Raw genomic sequence first — 17,578 nt, 5'->3', positions numbered from 1 at the left:
TACTCGGCTTTGCGCCCGGTGCGGCGAGAGTGCGTGCCGGGCGTCGCCGGGCAGAGGGGAGTGTGAAGGCAGGCCCTAGAGTGGGGGCGGTCTTGAAACAGCAAGGAAATGGGGATCAAGTGGTCGACATGGCAGCCGCGGCGCGGAAGGTCTTCGAGCGGTACGACGTCGACGGGGACGGGCAGTTGACTGCCGAGGAGTACCGGCAGGTCGTCGTGGAGCTCGGCGACACGGGTATCACCGCGGAGGCCGCGCAAGACCTCATCGACACCATCGACAGCGACGGTGACCGGAAGGTCTCGTTCGACGAGTTCCGGGCCTCCATGGGGCTCTGAACACGACGCCACCCCCTGTGCCCCCGGATCCGCTGATCCGGGGGCACAGACACGTGTGCCTCAGCGGGCTCCGGGCGTGGTGGCCGTGTTGCCGATCCACGGCGGACGCCGGGTGTTTGGGAGGTGTGGAGCACAGGGGCCAGACACTCCGTTCACGCTCGCCCACCATGTATCTCCCACGGTCCCGGATGCCTCGCTGGCCTGGGCCGGCCTCGAAGCCATCTGCCTGGACCTCGAGCTGCCACTGGACGCCGCCAGTACAACCTGAGTTCGCCGAGCAGGCGGGCCCGGGCGATCACCCCGACAGCTACTTCGCGGACGCCACGATCCGATCCTCAAGAGATGTCCGCAGCTGGGGGTAGACCGCGCCGTACGCCTCTGCCCGGAGCCGGGGCGCCGCACCGGGGGTCGCCGGCTGTCGACGGCCGGCACTTCCTGCCGCTGAGCAGCGGCTCGTTCCCGTTCTTCCATCGGTTCGGCCGAGGGGGAGTGGGACCGGTCGGGCAGGCGCGGGTCAGTGGAACCCCCGGAGCGTCCGCCGAGTGTGGTGGACGCGGCCCGGGCTGCCCGGGTGGGGCCCCGATTCCGTCGGCCAAGCTGCTCATCGAGACCGGACCGAAACGTGACCGCCGGCTGATCCTCCTCCCTCCAGCGCGGGGAGCCCTCCTCAAGGTGGGTGCTGACGTGCGCCAACCTCCGCCACGGCCTGTCAGCGCAAGTCGGCGGCCGCCGGCGTCGGCCTGACCCTGATGCGGGAACGGCCGCAGGGAATCCATGCGGTGGTCATCGACGGCAGCGTGCCGCCCGGCGCGGCCACTCTCAGCGGGTGTCCTGGAGGAGGATCCGGCGGTCTCTTCCGTGCTGGTGAGGCCGAGACGGCCCGCCGAGAGGAGAGACAGAACGCCGTCCACGAAGCGCCAGACTGCCGTCGAAACCAGAGTCGTGCTGAGGGGCGCTAGGTGTTGCTCCACCCGGCTGTGCCGGAATACGAGTCGAGCAGGTCCACCACGAAGACGAGGGTCGAGCCCGCCGGGATCAACGGTGATGGCGACTGATTGCCGTAGCCGAGACGTGGGGGAACGATGATCTCGCGTCGACCGCCGACCTTCATCCCCTTCACCCCCCGGTCCCAGCCCTTGATGACCCTGCCACTGCCCAGGGCGAACTTGAACGGCTGGCCCCGGTCCCAGGAGGCATCGAACTCCTTCCCGGACTCGAAGGCCACCCCGACGTAGTGGACCCTGACCACCATGCCCGGCTTCACTTCGGCCCCGTCCCCGACGACGAGGTCCCGGAGGGTCAGCTCGGTAGGAGCGTCCCCCTCCGGAACATCGACCTCGGGCTTCGTCAGTTCACTCATTGCACCCTCATCACTCTCCGCCGAATGCCCTGCGCACGGGTCGGCCGGACACATGAACACCCCATGCGGCAGCTGGACACGCTACCGGGAATGTCGATTCCGGTGATTGCGGAGTTTCTGACAAGGAAGGAACAAGCCCATGGCGGCCGCGACGTCCGGCACAGAGGTGCTCGACGCGGCTCAGGGATGTCGGTCGTCGGGGAAGCATCTAGGCTGATGGCTGATATGTCATCTTCTGGTGCATTTGAGGGAAAGCCGGTCGGACCGCCCCGCGGCTCCGCTCTGGTGGGCTCGATGCTCCTCCTGGTCGATCAGGACGCCGAACGCGCGGCTCGGCAGGTCGAGATCTTGCAGGCTTACGACGCGGAGTGCATCGAGGTTCAGTCCGAGCTCGGCCAGTACGAGAGCGCTCGCTGGAGCGGGGATCGCGACTTCAACGTGTGGGACGCCGCGGTGTGGCACTGCGATGCCCGGACCGACGCGGAGGAACTGACCCGCACACTCGTCGCGTGGTACGAGCGGTTCCCGGCTGTCCCGGTCGTCGTCGTGGCGAACGAACCGGACATGACGGTCGCGATGGCGGCCCTGCGCGGACGAGCGGCCGACCTGGTCAGCCAGTCGGTGGGTGACGACGGCCTGGTAGCTGCCGTGGATCAGGTGCTGCGGCAACGCCCCGATCCGATCGACACCATCAGTCCCAGCAACAAGCGGGTCCTGGTGGTGGGAGCGCACCCGGACGACGCGGAGATCGGCGTCGGCGGCACCATCCATCGGCTCGTCCGGCGTGGATGGGACGCCACCGTGCTGACCATGTCCCACGGCAGCGGGGGCGGTGACCCGGAGGAGCGCACCGCGGAGGCGCAACAAGCCGCGCAGGTACTGGGTGCTGTGCTCGTCATGGAGGACTTCCCGGACGGCGCCATCGACGATTCCTCGGGGACGGTCCGGGCCATCGAACGAGTCGTCCGCCGTATCGAGCCGGAGATGGTCCTCGTCCACTCCGACAAGGACACGCACCAGGACCACCGGGCCGTGCACCGTGCCACGCTCGTCGCCGCCCGTTCGGTGCCCCGTGTCGCCTGTTATCAGTCGCCGTCCGCCATGGTCACCTTCCAGCCCAACCGTTTCGTCGATCTGCGCGAGCGGGACCTGGAGGCCAAACTCGCCGCGATCCGCGCCCACGGCTCACAGTCACGGACCCGCGCGTACCTGGATGAGGAGCTGATCAGGGCCACCGCCCGCTACTGGGGGCGCTACGGCAACGCCTACTACACCGAGCCTCTGGAGGTAGTCCGTGCTTCCACACCGACCCGATTCCAGCCCGCGGGACACTGACGTGACGGCAGGCCCGCCGGACCTGCGCGCCGCGCTGGGGCGTGCGCCCCGGGTGCTGGTGACCGGTGCCGGAGGCCCCTCCGGCGTGTGCTTCCTGCGTTCGCTGGACGGCCGCGCCGAGCTGTTCGCGGGTGACCTCGACGCCAATGGTGTCGGGCTGTACCTCGTCGACCGCGACCACCGCAGACTGCTGCCCCGCGGTGACGACCCCGCTTTTGCCGACACCCTGCTGAAGCTCTGCCGGGAACTCGCCATCGACGTCCTCGTGCCGACCGTCGACACCGAGCTGATTCCCCTGGCCCGCCGCGCCGCCGACTTCGCGAACGAGGGCGTCCGCGTGCTCACGTCGGCTCCCGAGGCCTTGGACAGCTGCCTGGACAAGTGGCGGCTCGCCGAGGTGTGCGCGGGCGTGGTCCGGGTTCCGGCCACCGCTCTGGTCAGCGATGACGGACCGGGCGCCGACTTCGCGGGCGGCTACCCGGCCATCGCCAAACCACGGAGCGGGTCAGGATCCCGGGGCGTGCACACCGTGCAGGGGCCGCGTGACCTTGAAGTGCTCGCGCACGACGGCAGCCGGCTCGTGCAGGAGCTGCTGCCCGGCACCGAGTACTCCGTGGACGTCCTCATCCACCCCGACGGGCAGGTCGCCGCCGCGGTGCCGCGTTCCCGGGACAAGACCGACTCCGGAATCGTCGTCGCCGGGCGCGTCGTCGACGCACCGGAATTCTCCACGCTCGCCACCGAGGTGGTCCGCGCGCTCGGCCTGCGGGGCATCGCCAACGTCCAGGTACGAGAGGACCGCGCCGGCCGGCCCGCACTCCTCGAAGTCAATCCGCGCCCGCCCGGTGGCATGTCGCTCACGATCGCCTCGGGTGTGCACATGCCCGCGTACGCCGTGGCCGGCCTCCTCGGCCTGGATGTGCCCGCGCACATCCCCCACCGGGAGATCGCCGTCGTACGGCACTGGCAGGACATCGTGCTGCCCGCCGACGGGCTCGGGGACGTCGGCGGTGCTGTGTGAGGCCGGGAACAGCGGGGGACCCGGCGTCGTCCGGCCTCGACCCGGCCCCCGGCCCCGACCCGCTGAGCGCGGACCACCACACCCACACCGACCACTCCGACGGCCGTGACCCGCTGGCGCGGATGATCGCCGCCGCCGAGCTGCGCGGCCTGACCACGCTGTACGTCACCGATCACGTCCGCGCAGACACCACATACCTGCCGGAGTACGTCGCCGCGGTGCGCGCGGCGCGCGGACGTACACCGCTGGACATCGTCTGCGGCGTAGAAGCCAAGATCATGGACAGCTCCGGGCGCCTCGACCTCCCCGCGGACCTCCGGGGCATCGAGCACATCGCCATCGCCGACCACCGGTACCCGCTGCCCGACGGCCCGGCCCACCCCGACGAGGTGCGCGCAGCCCTCGGCGCCGGACGACTGGATCGGCGTACGGCCGTCGACCTGCTCGTCGAGGCGACCGTCCATGCTGTGTCGGACGTGCCCGAGGGTATCGGTGCCCATCTCGCCCACCTCTTCAGCGTGCTGCCGAAAGCCGGCCTCGACGAGACGGACGTACCCCAGGAGTTCATCAAGCGGATCGCCGACGCGTGCCTGGCCACCGGCACGGCCGTCGAGCTCAACGAGAAGTGGCGGTGCCCGGCCCCGCGCACGGCGGCCGTCCTGTACCGGGCCGGGGTCCGGCTCGTAGCGGGGAGTGACGCGCACCGTCACGAGGACGTCGGCGCCTGGAGCTACGTCCCACAGGCGCTCGCCGCCGCCGGTGCGCCCCTCGGCGAGACGAAGGAGCCCGGGTGACCGCGCTGGTGTCGGTGCTGCACGTGATCGCCGTCGTCCTGGTCTTCCTCGGGACGCTGCCCCTGCTCGTCGCGGCCCTCCAGTTCCTGCTGGTCGGCTTCGAACGGTTCCGCAAGCTCTACGACGACACGCCCCTGACCCTGCCGCGCACCGCCATCCTCATCCCGGCCTGGAACGAGGCCCCCGTCCTGGGGCCGTCCGTCGAGCGGCTGCTCTCACTGCACTACCCGGCCGACCGGCTGCGCGTGTTCGTGATCGACGACGCGAGCGACGACGACACCCCCGCCGTCCTGCGCACGTTGCGCGCACACCACCCCGACCGCGTCGTCCACCTGCGCCGCGAACACGGCGGCCAGGGCAAGGCCCACACCCTCAACCACGGGCTCCGCCATGTCCTCGGCGACGACTGGGCACAGGCGGTGCTCATCATGGACGCCGACGTCGTCTTCGACCGGGACGCCCTGTGGCGGATGGCCCGGCACCTGCACGACCCCGAGGTCGGCGCCGTCACCGCGTACATCAAGGAAGGCAGCGGGGACAACGGCAACTACCTCAACCGGTACATCGCCGTCGAGTACGTCACCTCGCAGGCGGCCGCCCGACGGGCGCAGAACGTCCTGGGCGCCATGGCCTGCCTCGCGGGCGGGGCACAACTGCACAGCAGGGCCAACCTGACGACCATCGGCGGCCAGATCGACACAACGACCCTGGCCGAGGACACCGTCACCACCTTCGAGACCCAACTCGCGGGCCGCCGCGTCGTCTTCGACGGACGGGCCACCGTCCTCGCCGAGGAACCGGGCGACCTCGCCGGCCTGTGGAGGCAACGGCTGCGGTGGGCCCGCGGCAACCTCCAAGTGACGGGCCGCTACCGGGACATCTGGTTCCGCGGCCGCTCCGCCCGAGGACACGACCACCGCCTGGGGTCCTGGCTGTTCGGACTGATCTGGTTCTCGCTCCTGCTCACACCACCGCTGCTCGTCGCCTGCTCGGGATCACTGATCTTCCTCTACTTCACGGACGCGCCGCGTGCCTGGGACGCGTTCCACCTGCTGTGGGTCATCAACCTCGTCAGCTACCTCCTGGTGGCCCTGATCGGCGCGATCGTGGACTGGCCCACCACCCGGCGGTGCTGGCTGGAGACCTTGTTCTTCCCCGGCGCGGTGTCCTGCTTCTTCCTCCTGTACACCGGATTTCCCGGCCTGATCGGCCGGCTCATCGGGAATCTCGGACTGCTGGGCGGAAACGCCACCGAGCATCCGGCCATGCTCATCGCCTACGTATGGCTGGCCCTCTCCATGCCGCTGGCGTGGATCGCGAAGTGCCTGGTCGGCACGCGACTGCGATGGCTCGCACCCGTGCTCGTCTTCCTCACCGGCTACGGAGCCCTGCTCGCCGCGTGCGCCGTCGCCGCGTTCTTCGCCGAGCTGCGCAAGGCCGACATGACCTGGCAGAAGACGGAGAAGACCGGGAAGGTGATCGCGCCATGACTCCGGACGCACCGGATGCCCCCGACCCCCGGAAAGTGCCCGCGCACACCACGAGCCGCCCGCCCGTGACCCGGGAGACACCCGAGCGGGCCGCCGCTCGATACCCGGAGATCGCCCGGCACTTCGAGGAGTTTTCCGCCACCGATTCCATGGACGCCCGTCGCCTGCTGTGGCGCGAGGCCGCCGTGATCGTCGTGGTCGTCGCTCTGCTGATCGTCCGGGCACTGTGGTTCCTCTGACGACGTGTGGCGAGGTCCCCGGATGCGGTGCAGAGCCCGGTCAGTGGGATGTGGCGTGTGTGACGGCGACGATGGCGATGTCGTCGGCGAGGTGGTGGGTCCAGTCATGGACGTCGTCGTTCAGGTGCTCCACCAGCGCGGCGGGAGTGGTGTCCGCGGCATCGGCCAGGCGTTCCATGAGGGGATAGAACTCGCCAGTGGCGTTACGGGCCTCGCTCAAACCGTCGGTGTACGCCACCACGGTGGCCTCGTCGTCCAGCGAAACAGAAGTGGGGCGGACGGAGCCGGCGGTGTCCAGCGCGCCGAAGCCGAGCGGGAGCAGTCCGGGCACGTCGATCTCTCGGGGCCCCGACGTGGTGACGGCCAGTGGTGCCAGATGACCGCAGTTGATGATCTCCAGGGCGTCCCCGGAACCGTCGTGCTGGAGCAGGAGCGCCGTCGCGAAGAGTTCGTCGTCGCCGCGTGCGGCGGCGACGCGCATGACCTGGCGGTCGAGCCGGGCGGCCAGCTCGCTGAGCTCCGGAGTCTCGTACGCCTGACTGCGGAAGCACCCGAGCAGATCCGTCACCGCCTGCACGGCCTGCAGACCCTTGCCCCGGACATCGCCGAGGAGCACTCGGGTGCCGAAGGGGGTGTGCAGGGCTTCGAGGAAGTCACCGCCGATGCAGGTGCCCGCGGTGGCCGGTCTGTACGAGCCGGACAGGTGGAGCCGGCCGAGACGGTTCGGGATGGGGTGCAGGACGGCACGCTGGAGGACCATCTCCATCTCCTCGGCGCGCGAGAGACGTTCCGACTGCTCCCGCCGGGCCCAGACGGCAGCCCCGGCACCCGCGCCGACGGCCAGTGCGGCTGTCATGGCCATGGGCGGATTGGTCTCGGCCTTCACCATCGGGTACTGCAGCGCGGAGACACCGGCGACGACCAGGGCGACCGCGGGCCGCCCCAGCACCAGCGCGGCCACGCCGACCACGGCCGCGCCGACCCACAGCAGTTCACGGGCCTCGCCCGGTGTCGCGGTGTCCAGCGAGGAGGCGTACGGAAGGGCTTGCGCGGCCGCGGTGCCGAGCAGGATGGCTCCCGGCAGGATGGCGACGTTGGTGCCCACATTGGCGCGGGGGAGGGCCGTGAGGAATCGGGCCATCTGTGGAGTCAGGGCCAGCATGGTCCCGAAACCGGTCATCGCCACCACGACGCATCCGCTCGCCAGCGGATGGGTGTTGCCCTGGAGGAGAGCGTGCAGCAGCCCCAGCCCCAGGGCCGCCAACGGCAGGCCCAGCGAGCAGCCCGTCAGCGGTGAGACGCGACAGTGGCGGACCAGCAGACAACCGGCGACACCGCCGGCACCGAATGCGGAGAGCGCCACGGCCCCGTGCCCGGGGGTGCCGCCCGCCATCGTCATCAGTGGGGGGACGGCCACTGTGAGGACGACCTGGGTGAAGCCGAGGGCGAGTCCGGCGACCACCGCCTTGCCCCAGACCGCCCTGGTCATGGGCGCCGGACGATCGCGGCGGGAGAGGCGGACCCGGTCGCGGAGCTGATCGACCAGCAGCGCGACGCAGGCCGCGAGGAGGAGCGCCCCCACCCGCAGGTCCGACCACCCCCACAAGGGAGCGAGCTGCAGACCCGCGGCGGCCAGGACGCCGACCGCGAGCCGGGAGGCCGTGCGGACCGGGTCCGCCAGTACAGCCGGCTCCCTCGACGCCTCGGTGTCCGGCAGATGGCGGCGTACCAGGAGCAGGGCCGCGACGACAGCGGCGGTGAGGACGGCCATGACCGCCCGCCAGCCGGCTACTGATGCCGCGTGGGGCGCCAGATTCACCGCGACCACGAAGCCGGCCGACATCGCGGCCAGCCACCCGCCCATCACCCGGGGCACACGCCCCGGCAGGTACACCGTCGTGATGAAGGGCAGACACGAGACGAACACCGCCGCCAGGGCCGCGGCCACCACGATGCGGCCCAGCACGTAGAACCATCCGCTGAACGCGACGGTGAGCATCAGGCTGCCCGCGCACAGCACGCCCAGAGCCGCGGTCAGCACCGCTCTACGCCCCAGGGCGTCACCCGCCCGTCCCGCGGCGACCAGCGAGACCATCGCCAGGGAGACGCCGACCACCCGCGCGACAGCCTCGTGATGCGGGCCGAGACCGAGTTCGGCGTGGACCAGGGGAACGGTGGCCGAGTGCAGAGCGGGTGCGACGACGTACAAGCCTGCCACCGCCGTCAGCAGCAGGCCGACCACGCGGAGCGACGGTGCCCTCGTACTCGTGGGCGCACCGACGACGCCGGCCCCTCGGCTCGCCCTGACGTAGGTGCTGGGCACTGCGGCCTCCCTCGCGGCTCCCCCGGTGGATGAATTCGAGACCACCTTCCCGGGTTCCGGTTCAAGAAATTAGAGTCATTAGTCACTTTGAGAAGAAATATTCCTTTTTTGGTTGTCGGATACAGCAGATTCGGCGGCCTCTTCGGTCCGGCGCCGTCTCTGCTCGCCTTGGGCCCTTCGGTGCTGCCCCGAACGGTCGAGATCACCTGACGACTCGTCAGCTGAACGGTGTGGCCGAAGCGCCGCAACCCCGCCGCACTCGTACTTCCCAGCAGGTAGCCGACGGTCAAGTTGCAGGCGAACCGGCGGGACAGTCCCGGGGTGGACCGTCGACGGCACAGATGAGGACTGGTGCATGCCCAGAAGCAGACCCCCGCTCGGCGCCGATGCCTGAGAGGCGAACAGCACACAACGAGACCACCGACCGCGCCGGCTCCCCGCGCGTCTTGCAGGCCAACGAACCCATCCAGGTCGGGGTCGCCCTCGCCTACGGCGACCTGAAGCTGGTCAAGCGCCTCGGCGCGCACCCCGACCAGTTGGACGGGCCGCTCAAGAAGGTGCCGTTCCCGTTCCACGTCACCTGCGTCATCCACCCGCAGGGCGGCCGCGAGCGCACCGTCGTCGACAAGGACTACCGGGTCTCCGCCGACAGGCCCGTCACCATCGAGGGCATTCCGGCCGGCGCCGAGTGCCAGGTGAGAGAGACCTCGGCCCGCGGCGGCAACTCCGACGACCCCGCCGGCGACCCGGTTGAGGTCACCATCGAGCCAGGCATCGGTACGACCTCGGTACAGACGGCCCGGATCACCAACACCTTCGAGTTCGGCGCCCTGCAGCTGATCAAGTCGGTCGACGGGGACGCCGCCGACTACGCCGACGGCCGCACCTTCGACGTCGAGGTCTCCTGCGCCCTGCCGAACGCCTCCGGCGCCGCCACTGACCTCGTACTCCACAAGACCTACCAGGTGAGCGCCGACGAACCCGTCACCATCAAGCCGCTGACCGTCAACACCCGCTGCTGGGCCGATGAGGTCGACACCGGCGGCGCTCTCCGACCGGGGCCGCGGCCTTACGGTGATCCGTGCGATCCGTGCGATCCGTGTGATCCGTGCGGGCCGCGCGGCGTGCACGACTTGTATGGCCCGTATGGCGGGTTCCTGCATGCGTGGCCACTGACCAGCCCGCAGGCTCGAACCATGCGTACCAGGACGCCTCTCGCCTGCTGCTTCGCCGCCGCACTGCTGCTCGTTGCCACCGCCTGTGGGGGCGACGACAGCAAGCCCGATCCGAAGCGTGACGACCAGTGGGCACTCGACGCGACCAAGCTGCCGGGCGCCTGGAAGACGTCGAAGGGTGACGACGCGGTCATCGCCGTCGTCGACACGGGCGCCGACCTCGACCACCCCGACCTCAAGGGGCGTTTCGTGGACGGCCACGACTTCGTCGACAACGACAACGAGCCCGAGGACATGAACGGTCACGGCACGCACGTGTCCGGCATCGCCGCGGCCCACACCGACAACGGGGTCGGCATCGCGGGCGGCGCGCCGGGTGCGAAGATCATGCCGGTCCGGGTACTCGGCGCGAACGGTTCAGGCTCCAACGCCAACATCACCAAGGGCATTGTGTGGGCGGCCGACCACGGCGCCGACGTCATCAACCTCTCTCTCGGCGAGGGCCCGCTGATGTCGAATCTTCTCCAGGGCGGCATCCTCAACCAGGCCATCCAGCACGCCCACGACAAGGGCGCCGTGGTCGTGGCAGCGGCGGGCAACGATGGCGCGAACACGCAGCCTTACAAGGTCGACACCCCGGTTCTCGTCGTGGGCGCCAGCGACCGGAACGGTAAGGCGGCCTCCTTCTCCAACTTCGGTGCCAAGCAGGCTGTTTCGGCCCCCGGTGTCGACATCCTGTCCACGCTGCCCACGTACCGCACGAAGGAGTCCCTGAAGAACACCTCTGGGTACGGGGAGCTGTCCGGTACGTCGATGGCCTCGCCCTATGTCTCCGCGCTCGCCGCGCTGCTGCACCAGCAGGGCCTGAAGCCGGACGACGTCATCTCCACCATCCGCGACACGGCCGCCAACCCGGAGAAGTCCACCAAGCTGGGCCTCGGCGTCGTCGACGCCGAGGCAGCCGTCAAGAAGAAGGACTCGTAGGCGCCGGAAAGCGCTGTGGCGCACGCTCAGGCCAGAAGCCTGGTCTTCGCCTTGTCGAATTCCTCGTCGGTGAGTGAACCGGACCGGCGGAGGTCCGCGAGCCGGGCCAGTTGGTAACGCCCCTTCTTCTCGGCAAGGTGGCCACGGGCCGCTTCTGTGGCGCTGCCGCCGGCGGGGACCTCGTCGTGCGGCCCCGTCACCAGCGAGGGAGTGTCGGTCTCGGAGCCCGCGGCCACGCGCCGACATATCCGCATCGGCTTGGGCGGCCGGCATTCCGGCCGCCAGGAGGCCCGCCGCGCCAGCAGCACCGCCACCCCGTGGCCGAGGGATATGCCGGTCGGCGCCGCCCTGCGTCTGTCTGCTCTCTTGCGCGCTGAAGTCCGCACGATCTCCCCTTCGTCGCCCCTGTCGGGGTGAACGGGCACCGGATGCAGACATGCAAATACCGGGGCCGGTGCACGAACAACGCGTTCCAGATGCGTACTTATGTACGTGCGCACCTGTGTGGCCTGCTTGACAGGGCGAGAATCCCCAAGTGGATCAAGCGAGTTGGGACACCGAGTGGCAGGCTCTCGGACTCGGAGCCGACGAACTCAGGGTCTACGAAACCCTGCTCGACGTACTTCACCCCCTCTCTCGCGCCGCCCTCGCCCCAGTCCCTCGGCCTGACTCCGCGCAGGGTCACGACCGCGCTCGACCAGCTCGCGGAACACGGCTTCACCCGACAAGCCCCGGGCGCCCGTCTGCCCACCGCCGTGCCCCATCGACCGAGCTCCGCGACCTGATCCACCTCCACCAGGACGAACCGCTGTACCGGGCAGCGGAGTTGGAGGAGCTGAACGGCTCCGTCGACCGCATCGCCGCCCAGCTCCTGAGCACTGCGAATGCCCCACGCGCCATGGGCATCGAGACGGTCCGGGGCAGCCGGGCGATCGGTGAGCGTGTCGCGGCGCTCCTGGTCTCGGCGCGCGAGGAGGTGGCGCTCCTCGACCGGCCGCCCCATGCGTCGAGCGAGCCGAGCGGCATGCCCGCCCCGCTCGACGTCACCGACCCGGTGCGGCGCGGCGTGCGGTACGGGTGGCGGTCGACCGGGAAGGGCTGATCTTCCAGGGCCGTGCCCGCGGCCTTGCCGACCTGGGCCTTACTGCCACGGCGCTGGTGGTGAGTGACTCGCTGCTGAGCAACGCCCTGGCGCCGCTGCTCGAGGCGGTCTGGAAGCGGGCCGTACCCATCGGGTCCGTCGCGGACAGCCGGATCACGGACGAGGACCGGGTACTGCTGACCATGCTCGCCTCCGGCCTCAAGGACGAGGCCATCGCCCAGCGCCTCGACATCCATGTGCGCGCGGTCCGTCGCCGGAACACCCGCCTGATGCGGGTACTGAACACCGAGACCCTTTTCCAGGCAGGGGTGCGTGCGGTCATCCGCGGCTGGTTGACGGTGCGAGCCCAGCGAGTCGAGTTCGCGACGACGATTGCCTCATACCTCGTACCTGGGCCGGGCCAGGATGAGGTACGAGGACGCGCGACACCGTCACCAGAGTGGCCGATCCGCACGCCACATTCACCAGCACCTGCTCCGCGGTCGGCGCACTGTTGCGTTCCGACCATGGCTGCTGCGGCCCGGTCCGAATGGCGGGGCCGCCAGGTTGCGGCGAGGCTGAAGATGCGAACGGCCCGTCGACGGACGGCCGCCGCGCCGAAGCCCTACGCAGTCAGGGGAGTCTGATGTCCGACAGTGCCAGGTCCAAGCCGGCGACGTCCCGGATCGCGTCGGCGAACGAGGCGATGCTGCGACGCTTCCCGTTCGACGACACCCAGGACCACGACGATTCCCGCCGCGGGTTCATCACGTCGGCATCGGATCCGCTCATCCGTGACGATGACGGCCGTCCGGTATGGGACCTCGACGCGTACGCCTTCCTCGACAAGGGCTGCCCCGAGACCGCCAATCCGAGTCTGTGGCGGCAGAGCCGGCTGTGCGCCGAGCACGGCCTGTTCGAGGTGGTGGAGGGCATCTACCAGGTGCGCGGCTTCGACCTGTCGAACGTGACGTTCGTCGAGGGCGAGACAGGCGTGTTCGTCATCGACCCGCTGCTCGGAGTGGAGACGGCAGCCGCCGCGCTCGCGCTCTACCGCAGCCACCGCGGCGAGCGTCCGGTGACCGGCGTCCTGTACACGCACTCCCATGCCGACCATTTCGGCGGCGTGAAGGGCGTGGTGACGGAGGAAGAGGTCGCCGGCGGCATCCCCGTGTACGCGCCGCGCGGCTTCATGGAGCACGCCGTCAGTGAGAACGTGTTCGCGGGGACGGCCATGAACCGGCGGGCGGCGTACATGTACGGCGCCGCACTGCCGAAGGGGGAGCGGGGACAGATCGGCGCGGGTCTCGGCCAGACCTTGTCGACCGGCGGGGTGAGCCTGATCGCGCCGACCGTGGAGATCACCGACACCGGGCGGACGGAGACCGTCGACGGCATCCGCATGGTGTTCCAGCTGACGCCCGGCACCGAGGCACCGGCCGAACTCAACATCCACTTCCCCGACCACCGGGCGCTGTGCATGGCCGAGAACGCCACGCACAACCTGCACAACCTGCTGACGCTGCGCGGCGCCGAGGTCCGCGACCCGCACGAGTGGTCGCGCTATCTCACCCAGGCCATCGACCTGTTCGTCGACTCGAGCGACGTCGCGTTCGCCTCGCACCACTGGCCGGTCTGGGGGCGCGACCGGGTCGAGACGTTCCTGTCCGAACAGCGCGACCTGTACGCCTACCTGCACGACCAGACGCTGCGGCTGCTCAACCAGGGTTTCACGGCGTTGGAGATCGCCGAGCAACTGGAGGTGCCGCCCGCCCTGGAGCGGGCCTGGCACACGCACGGCTACTACGGCTCGGTCAGCCACAACACGAAGGCGATCTACCAGCGCTACCTGGGCTGGTTCGACGGCAATCCGGCCCACCTGTGGGAGCACCCGCCCGTCGAGGCCGCCCAGCGTTACGTGCGGTTCATGGGCGGCGCCGGGGAAGTTCTGCGCCGCGCGCGAGAGTCCTACGACGAGGGGGACTTCCGCTGGGTCGTCCAGGTCGTCAACCATGTCGTGTTCACCGACCCGGACAACGCCGAGGCCCGCGCTTTGCAGGCCGATGCCCTGGAACAGCTGGGCTACGGCAGCGAGAACGGCACCTGGCGAAACTTCTTCCTCACGGGAGCGCTGGAACTGCGCGACGGCTCGATCGGTACGCCGACGGCCACCACGTCGGCCGACATCCTCGGCGCCCTCACCCTCGACCAGCTCTTCGACGCCCTGGCGATCCGGGTCGACGGGCCCGCCGGCTGGGACGCGGACATCACCGTGCGGTGGGTGCTCACCTCTGGTGACGTCCACACGATGCGGCTGCGCAACGGAGTCCTCACGCACGTCGAGGGCGCCGGCTCGGCCAGCGTTGCCCCCGACGCGGAGATCACGCTCGACGAGCCGACTCTGCGGACCGTCCTCCTGGGCGTACTGCCTCCCGTGTCCCTGGCCGAGCAGGCCGGGGTGGAGATCACCGGCGACCTCGGCAAACTCAGCGAGCTTCTTGGCCACACGGATGCCCCCGATCCGGACTTCGCCATCGTCACCCCCTGACCCGGCTCGCGAGGAGGAGGCAACGGTGGCCTACGACAAAACGCCCGGCGGTGCGGACGAGGAAGCCGAGCTGCGGGAGCTGCGCGACCGTGTCGCGGTCCTGGAGGCCGAGCACGTCCACCGCCGCGGGCACCGCGGCCGGTCGTTCCTGGCCGCGGTCCTCATCGTGATCGGCTGCGTGCTCGCGCCACTCGCCGTGGTGGCGTCCTGGGCAGCCGACACCGTCGGCGACACCGACCGCTACGTCGCCACGATCGGTCCGCTCGCGTCCGACCCGGCCGTGCAGGACGCCGTCGCCGACCGGGCGACGGACGCGTTGATGACCCACATCGACCTGTCCACGCTGCTGTCGGACGTGCCGGCCCAGGACCGGCCCCGCCTGGAGAAGGCGCTGGGCCGGCTCGGCGATTCCCTCGAAGGCGCCGTGCGCAGCTTCGTCCACGACAAGGCGCGTGCCGTGGCCGCCTCCGACGCGTTCGAGAACATCTGGACGCAGGTCAACCGGCAAGCCCACAGCTCGCTCGACAAGGCACTGACCGGCAGCGGCGGGGTCGCGGTCAAGCTTGAGGGCAACACGGTCACCCTCGACCTGGCGCCCCTCGTCGACCGTGTCAAAGCGCGCCTCGTCGACGCGGGAATGACCGTCGCGGGAAGGATCCCCGAGGCGCACACCGACTTCACCCTGGTCACCTCCCAGGACCTCGGCAAGGTGAAGACATACGTACGGCTGCTGCAACTGGCCGGCAACTGGCTCCCGGTCCTCGCCCTGGTTCTCGTCGCCGTCGGTGTCCTGCTCTCCGTACGCCGCCGAAGGACTCTGGTCACCGCAACCCTGGCGGTAGCCGTGACCACCGGGCTGCTCGGCATCGGACTGCGTGTCTTTCGTGTCCTCTACCGCGACCGGCTGCCGGCGAACGTCTCGCAGGACGCGGCCGCCGCCGTCTACGACACCATGACGCACTTCCTGTTCACGACGGTCCGCATGGTCGTCGCGCTCGGCGTCGTCATCGCCCTGGCGGCCTGGCTCACCGGCCCCGGCCGCCGGGCCGGCCTGGTGCGCGGCCTGTGGACATCCGGCATCGGCGCGGTACGCGACACGGCGGACCGGGCCGGGTTGCGGCTCGGCCCGGTGGGTCCTTTCGTCCGCCGGTACCGGACCTGGATCACCTGGGTACTGGTGGCCGCAGCGCTTCTCACTTACCTGTTGTGGTCCTACCCCACTGGATGGGTCGTCGTCGGAATCGCCCTGTGCCTGCTGTTTCTGCTGGCCGTTGTGGAGTTCCTGGGTGACAGACGACCGGGCGCGACACCGCCGGTCACGACAACTCCCCGGATGACGGCCTAGGGCCGACTCCCTCGCAGAAGCCGGCCCACACCCCGGAGAGCGCTTCGGGGCCCTTGGGCGGTGTGCCGGGCTTGCCCGGGGGAGTGCCGGGTTTGTCGGGTGGGTCGGTGACCTTCGCGGTGGTGGTGCACTGCGGGTCGTCGGCGCCCGGTTCGCAGGTCGAGCCGTCGGGACCGGTGACGGCGTTGATCAGGGTGCCGTCTCCGCGTACGGGATCGGCCACGGTGACCGAGTAGGTGACGGGCGTCGTTGCCCTGCCCGTTGATCATCTCGATACCGAGCTGGTCGCCCGAGAACAGGTACGGGGTGTCGGCCGCGGCGTCCAGCACGCGCGCGGAGCCGTCGGCCGGGGTGTCGGCCCGCGCTTCCGAGCAGGGATCGAGGGGTCTCCTCGACGTGGAGATCCGATCGGCTTGTGGGCGGCGAACTGCACCTTGTTCGCGCCCGGTTTGCCGTAGATGAAGGCAGTGACCCCGTGGTTCTCATCCGGGCTACCGGGGTTCTTGTACTCGCCGATGTCACGGACCAGGGACCGTGAGCCGTCCGCGAAGCTCTCTTTGGTACAGGACTTGATGCCGGGCGCGTACTTCGCGGAGTCCGCGGAGTCGATGATCCGGCCGTTGCAGCCGGACAGCCACTTCGGATCAGTGGTGCAGGCCGTGCCGGTCGGCCCGGCGCCCCTGTATCCGGTCAGCAGAGTCGGCGTCGACGTGCCGTTCTCGAAGTCCTCCTCGTAGACCGCGGTCGGCGTACGGCCGCGGAGGTCGCCACGAATGAGGCGGCCCACGCCGTGCCATGCGGCTGGTTCGCAGAGCGCTCGGCTTACGATCCCTCTGCCCGGAAAGGGGCTTTCGTCCCACCGCCGAGTCGGGCGGTGACATCAGCGAAGGGGGAACATCATGCCGTCTGTCGACGCGGCCACGGTACGGCGTATGACCGACACGCTGTTCATCGAGCGATCGCCGCGCAGCCCGAGTTCGACCCGGTTCTGGGGGTTGCTCGTCCTGGCCGCGGTTATCGCCGGCGCGGGCGTGGTCGGCGACTCGACCGCAACCGTCATCGGCGCGATGATCGTCGCCCCGCTGATGACCCCGATCCTGGGCAGTGCGCTCGCGCTCGTCCTCGCCGACCGGTCGCAGGTGGTGCGCTGCGCACTCCTCGTCCTGGGCGGCGCGCTGGCCGTGGTCGCGATCGGCATGCTGCTCGGCTGGATCGCGGCGCCGCCGGACCACTTCGCCTCCAACAGCCAGGTGTCCTCGCGGATCAGCCCCCGCCTCATCGACCTCCTCGGCGCGCTCGCGACGGGCACGGTCGGGGCCTTCGCGCTGGTCCGGGCCGACATCTCCGACACCCTGCCGGGCGTCGCCATCGCCATCTCGCTGGTACCGCCGCTCGCCGTGACCGGCCTCCTCCTCACGGTCGGCCGCTTCCACGACGCCAGTGAGGCGGCGCTGCTGTTCGCCACCAATGTGGCCGCCATCGTCGCCACCGGGACCATCGTCTTCCTGCTCTACGGAATCCGGAGCGCGGCCCAGCAATCCGGCCTCG

The 17,578-nt window shown here is 70.0% G+C and carries 16 protein-coding genes and 1 pseudogene; 13 read left to right on the top strand and 4 right to left on the bottom strand.

Going from position 1 to position 17,578, the window contains the following annotated elements:
- Positions 1-128 precede the first annotated feature (128 nt).
- Positions 129-335: an EF-hand domain-containing protein gene (locus AB0J02_RS43110; RefSeq protein ID WP_363199393.1), complete on the top strand. Its 207-nt coding sequence runs from the start codon at positions 129-131 to the stop codon at positions 333-335.
- A gap of 955 nt (positions 336-1,290) precedes the next feature.
- Here AB0J02_RS43110 and AB0J02_RS43105 read toward each other — a convergent pair.
- Positions 1,291-1,695, bottom strand: coding sequence for an FKBP-type peptidyl-prolyl cis-trans isomerase (locus AB0J02_RS43105; RefSeq protein WP_363199392.1), 405 nt, complete (start codon positions 1,693-1,695; stop codon positions 1,291-1,293).
- Positions 1,696-1,989: 294 nt separating this feature from the next.
- Between AB0J02_RS43105 and AB0J02_RS43100 the strand changes: the two genes are divergently transcribed.
- Genes AB0J02_RS43100 through AB0J02_RS43080 form a run of 5 tightly spaced genes read left to right on the top strand, consistent with a single transcriptional unit; the run spans position 1,990 to position 6,574 of the window.
- Complete coding sequence (locus AB0J02_RS43100; protein ID WP_363199391.1) at positions 1,990-3,030, top strand: PIG-L deacetylase family protein; 1,041 nt, start codon at positions 1,990-1,992, stop codon at positions 3,028-3,030.
- A gap of 1 nt (position 3,031) precedes the next feature.
- Positions 3,032-4,051, top strand: a complete 1,020-nt coding sequence (locus AB0J02_RS43095) for an ATP-grasp domain-containing protein (protein WP_363199390.1) — start codon at positions 3,032-3,034, stop codon at positions 4,049-4,051.
- Positions 4,048-4,845 (top strand): PHP domain-containing protein, encoded by a 798-nt coding sequence (locus AB0J02_RS43090; protein WP_363199389.1) that lies wholly within the window; start codon positions 4,048-4,050, stop codon positions 4,843-4,845. The genes AB0J02_RS43095 and AB0J02_RS43090 overlap by 4 nt, the downstream gene beginning before the upstream one ends.
- Positions 4,842-6,335, top strand: a complete 1,494-nt coding sequence (locus AB0J02_RS43085) for a glycosyltransferase family 2 protein (RefSeq protein ID WP_363199388.1) — start codon at positions 4,842-4,844, stop codon at positions 6,333-6,335. Before AB0J02_RS43090 ends, AB0J02_RS43085 begins: the two co-directional genes overlap by 4 nt.
- Entirely contained in the window at positions 6,332-6,574 is a 243-nt protein-coding gene (locus AB0J02_RS43080) for a hypothetical protein (protein ID WP_363199387.1), read from the top strand. Before AB0J02_RS43085 ends, AB0J02_RS43080 begins: the two co-directional genes overlap by 4 nt.
- Before the next feature lie 40 nt (positions 6,575-6,614).
- Here AB0J02_RS43080 and AB0J02_RS43075 read toward each other — a convergent pair whose 3' ends face one another.
- Positions 6,615-8,897, bottom strand: coding sequence for an MFS transporter (locus tag AB0J02_RS43075; RefSeq protein ID WP_363199386.1), 2,283 nt, complete (start codon positions 8,895-8,897; stop codon positions 6,615-6,617).
- 386 nt (positions 8,898-9,283) lie between these two features.
- On the opposite strand from AB0J02_RS43075, the gene AB0J02_RS43070 reads away from it, so the two are divergent.
- Positions 9,284-11,056 carry a S8 family serine peptidase gene (locus AB0J02_RS43070; RefSeq protein ID WP_363199385.1) on the top strand — a complete coding sequence of 591 codons (1,773 nt, stop codon included), beginning with the start codon at positions 9,284-9,286 and terminating at the stop codon, positions 11,054-11,056.
- Between the two features lie 26 nt (positions 11,057-11,082).
- Here AB0J02_RS43070 and AB0J02_RS43065 read toward each other — a convergent pair whose 3' ends face one another.
- Complete coding sequence (locus tag AB0J02_RS43065) at positions 11,083-11,442, bottom strand: SHOCT domain-containing protein (protein ID WP_363199384.1); 360 nt, start codon at positions 11,440-11,442, stop codon at positions 11,083-11,085.
- A 440-nt stretch (positions 11,443-11,882) separates the two neighbouring features.
- On the opposite strand from AB0J02_RS43065, the gene AB0J02_RS43060 reads away from it, so the two are divergent.
- The 4 genes and pseudogenes from AB0J02_RS43060 to AB0J02_RS43045 all read left to right on the top strand — a co-directional run.
- The gene (locus tag AB0J02_RS43060) at positions 11,883-12,158 is read left to right on the top strand and encodes a hypothetical protein (protein ID WP_363199383.1); all 276 of its coding nucleotides are present in this window, start codon (positions 11,883-11,885) and stop codon (positions 12,156-12,158) included.
- Positions 12,134-12,784, top strand: a complete 651-nt coding sequence (locus AB0J02_RS43055; protein WP_363199382.1) for a hypothetical protein — start codon at positions 12,134-12,136, stop codon at positions 12,782-12,784. Before AB0J02_RS43060 ends, AB0J02_RS43055 begins: the two co-directional genes overlap by 25 nt.
- Complete coding sequence (locus tag AB0J02_RS43050) at positions 12,784-14,685, top strand: alkyl sulfatase dimerization domain-containing protein (protein ID WP_363199381.1); 1,902 nt, start codon at positions 12,784-12,786, stop codon at positions 14,683-14,685. The genes AB0J02_RS43055 and AB0J02_RS43050 overlap by 1 nt, the downstream gene beginning before the upstream one ends.
- Before the next feature lie 25 nt (positions 14,686-14,710).
- Positions 14,711-15,970: pseudogene (locus AB0J02_RS43045) on the top strand (hypothetical protein); the annotation flags it as partial.
- A gap of 31 nt (positions 15,971-16,001) precedes the next feature.
- Here AB0J02_RS43045 and AB0J02_RS43040 read toward each other — a convergent pair.
- Positions 16,002-16,253 (bottom strand): hypothetical protein, encoded by a 252-nt coding sequence (locus AB0J02_RS43040; protein WP_363199380.1) that lies wholly within the window; start codon positions 16,251-16,253, stop codon positions 16,002-16,004.
- 292 nt (positions 16,254-16,545) lie between these two features.
- Here AB0J02_RS43040 and AB0J02_RS43035 point away from each other — a divergent pair, with 292 nt between their 5' ends.
- Positions 16,546-16,767, top strand: a complete 222-nt coding sequence (locus AB0J02_RS43035; protein ID WP_363199379.1) for a hypothetical protein — start codon at positions 16,546-16,548, stop codon at positions 16,765-16,767.
- Positions 16,768-16,962: 195 nt separating this feature from the next.
- Positions 16,963-17,578 (top strand): DUF389 domain-containing protein (locus AB0J02_RS43030; protein ID WP_363199378.1); only part of this gene is annotated, 616 nt, incomplete at its 3' end.

It is taken from the genome of Streptomyces sp. NPDC050264 (genome assembly GCF_040655895.1).
Taxonomy (GTDB): domain Bacteria; phylum Actinomycetota; class Actinomycetes; order Streptomycetales; family Streptomycetaceae; genus Streptomyces.
Note: the sequence above shows the minus strand (reverse complement) of the source record. Positions and strands in the feature narration are given on the sequence as shown.

Coding starts and splice junctions, on each gene's coding strand:
- AB0J02_RS43050 (WP_363199381.1), top strand. CDS start 12,784: ATGTCCGACAGTGCCAGGTCCAAGCCGGCGACGTCCCGGATCGCGTCG.
- AB0J02_RS43100 (WP_363199391.1), top strand. CDS start 1,990: ATGCTCCTCCTGGTCGATCAGGACGCCGAACGCGCGGCTCGGCAGGTC.
- AB0J02_RS43035 (WP_363199379.1), top strand. CDS start 16,546: ATGTCACGGACCAGGGACCGTGAGCCGTCCGCGAAGCTCTCTTTGGTA.
- AB0J02_RS43105 (WP_363199392.1), bottom strand. CDS start 1,695: ATGAGTGAACTGACGAAGCCCGAGGTCGATGTTCCGGAGGGGGACGCT.
- AB0J02_RS43070 (WP_363199385.1), top strand. CDS start 9,284: ATGCCTGAGAGGCGAACAGCACACAACGAGACCACCGACCGCGCCGGC.
- AB0J02_RS43110 (WP_363199393.1), top strand. CDS start 129: ATGGCAGCCGCGGCGCGGAAGGTCTTCGAGCGGTACGACGTCGACGGG.
- AB0J02_RS43080 (WP_363199387.1), top strand. CDS start 6,332: ATGACTCCGGACGCACCGGATGCCCCCGACCCCCGGAAAGTGCCCGCG.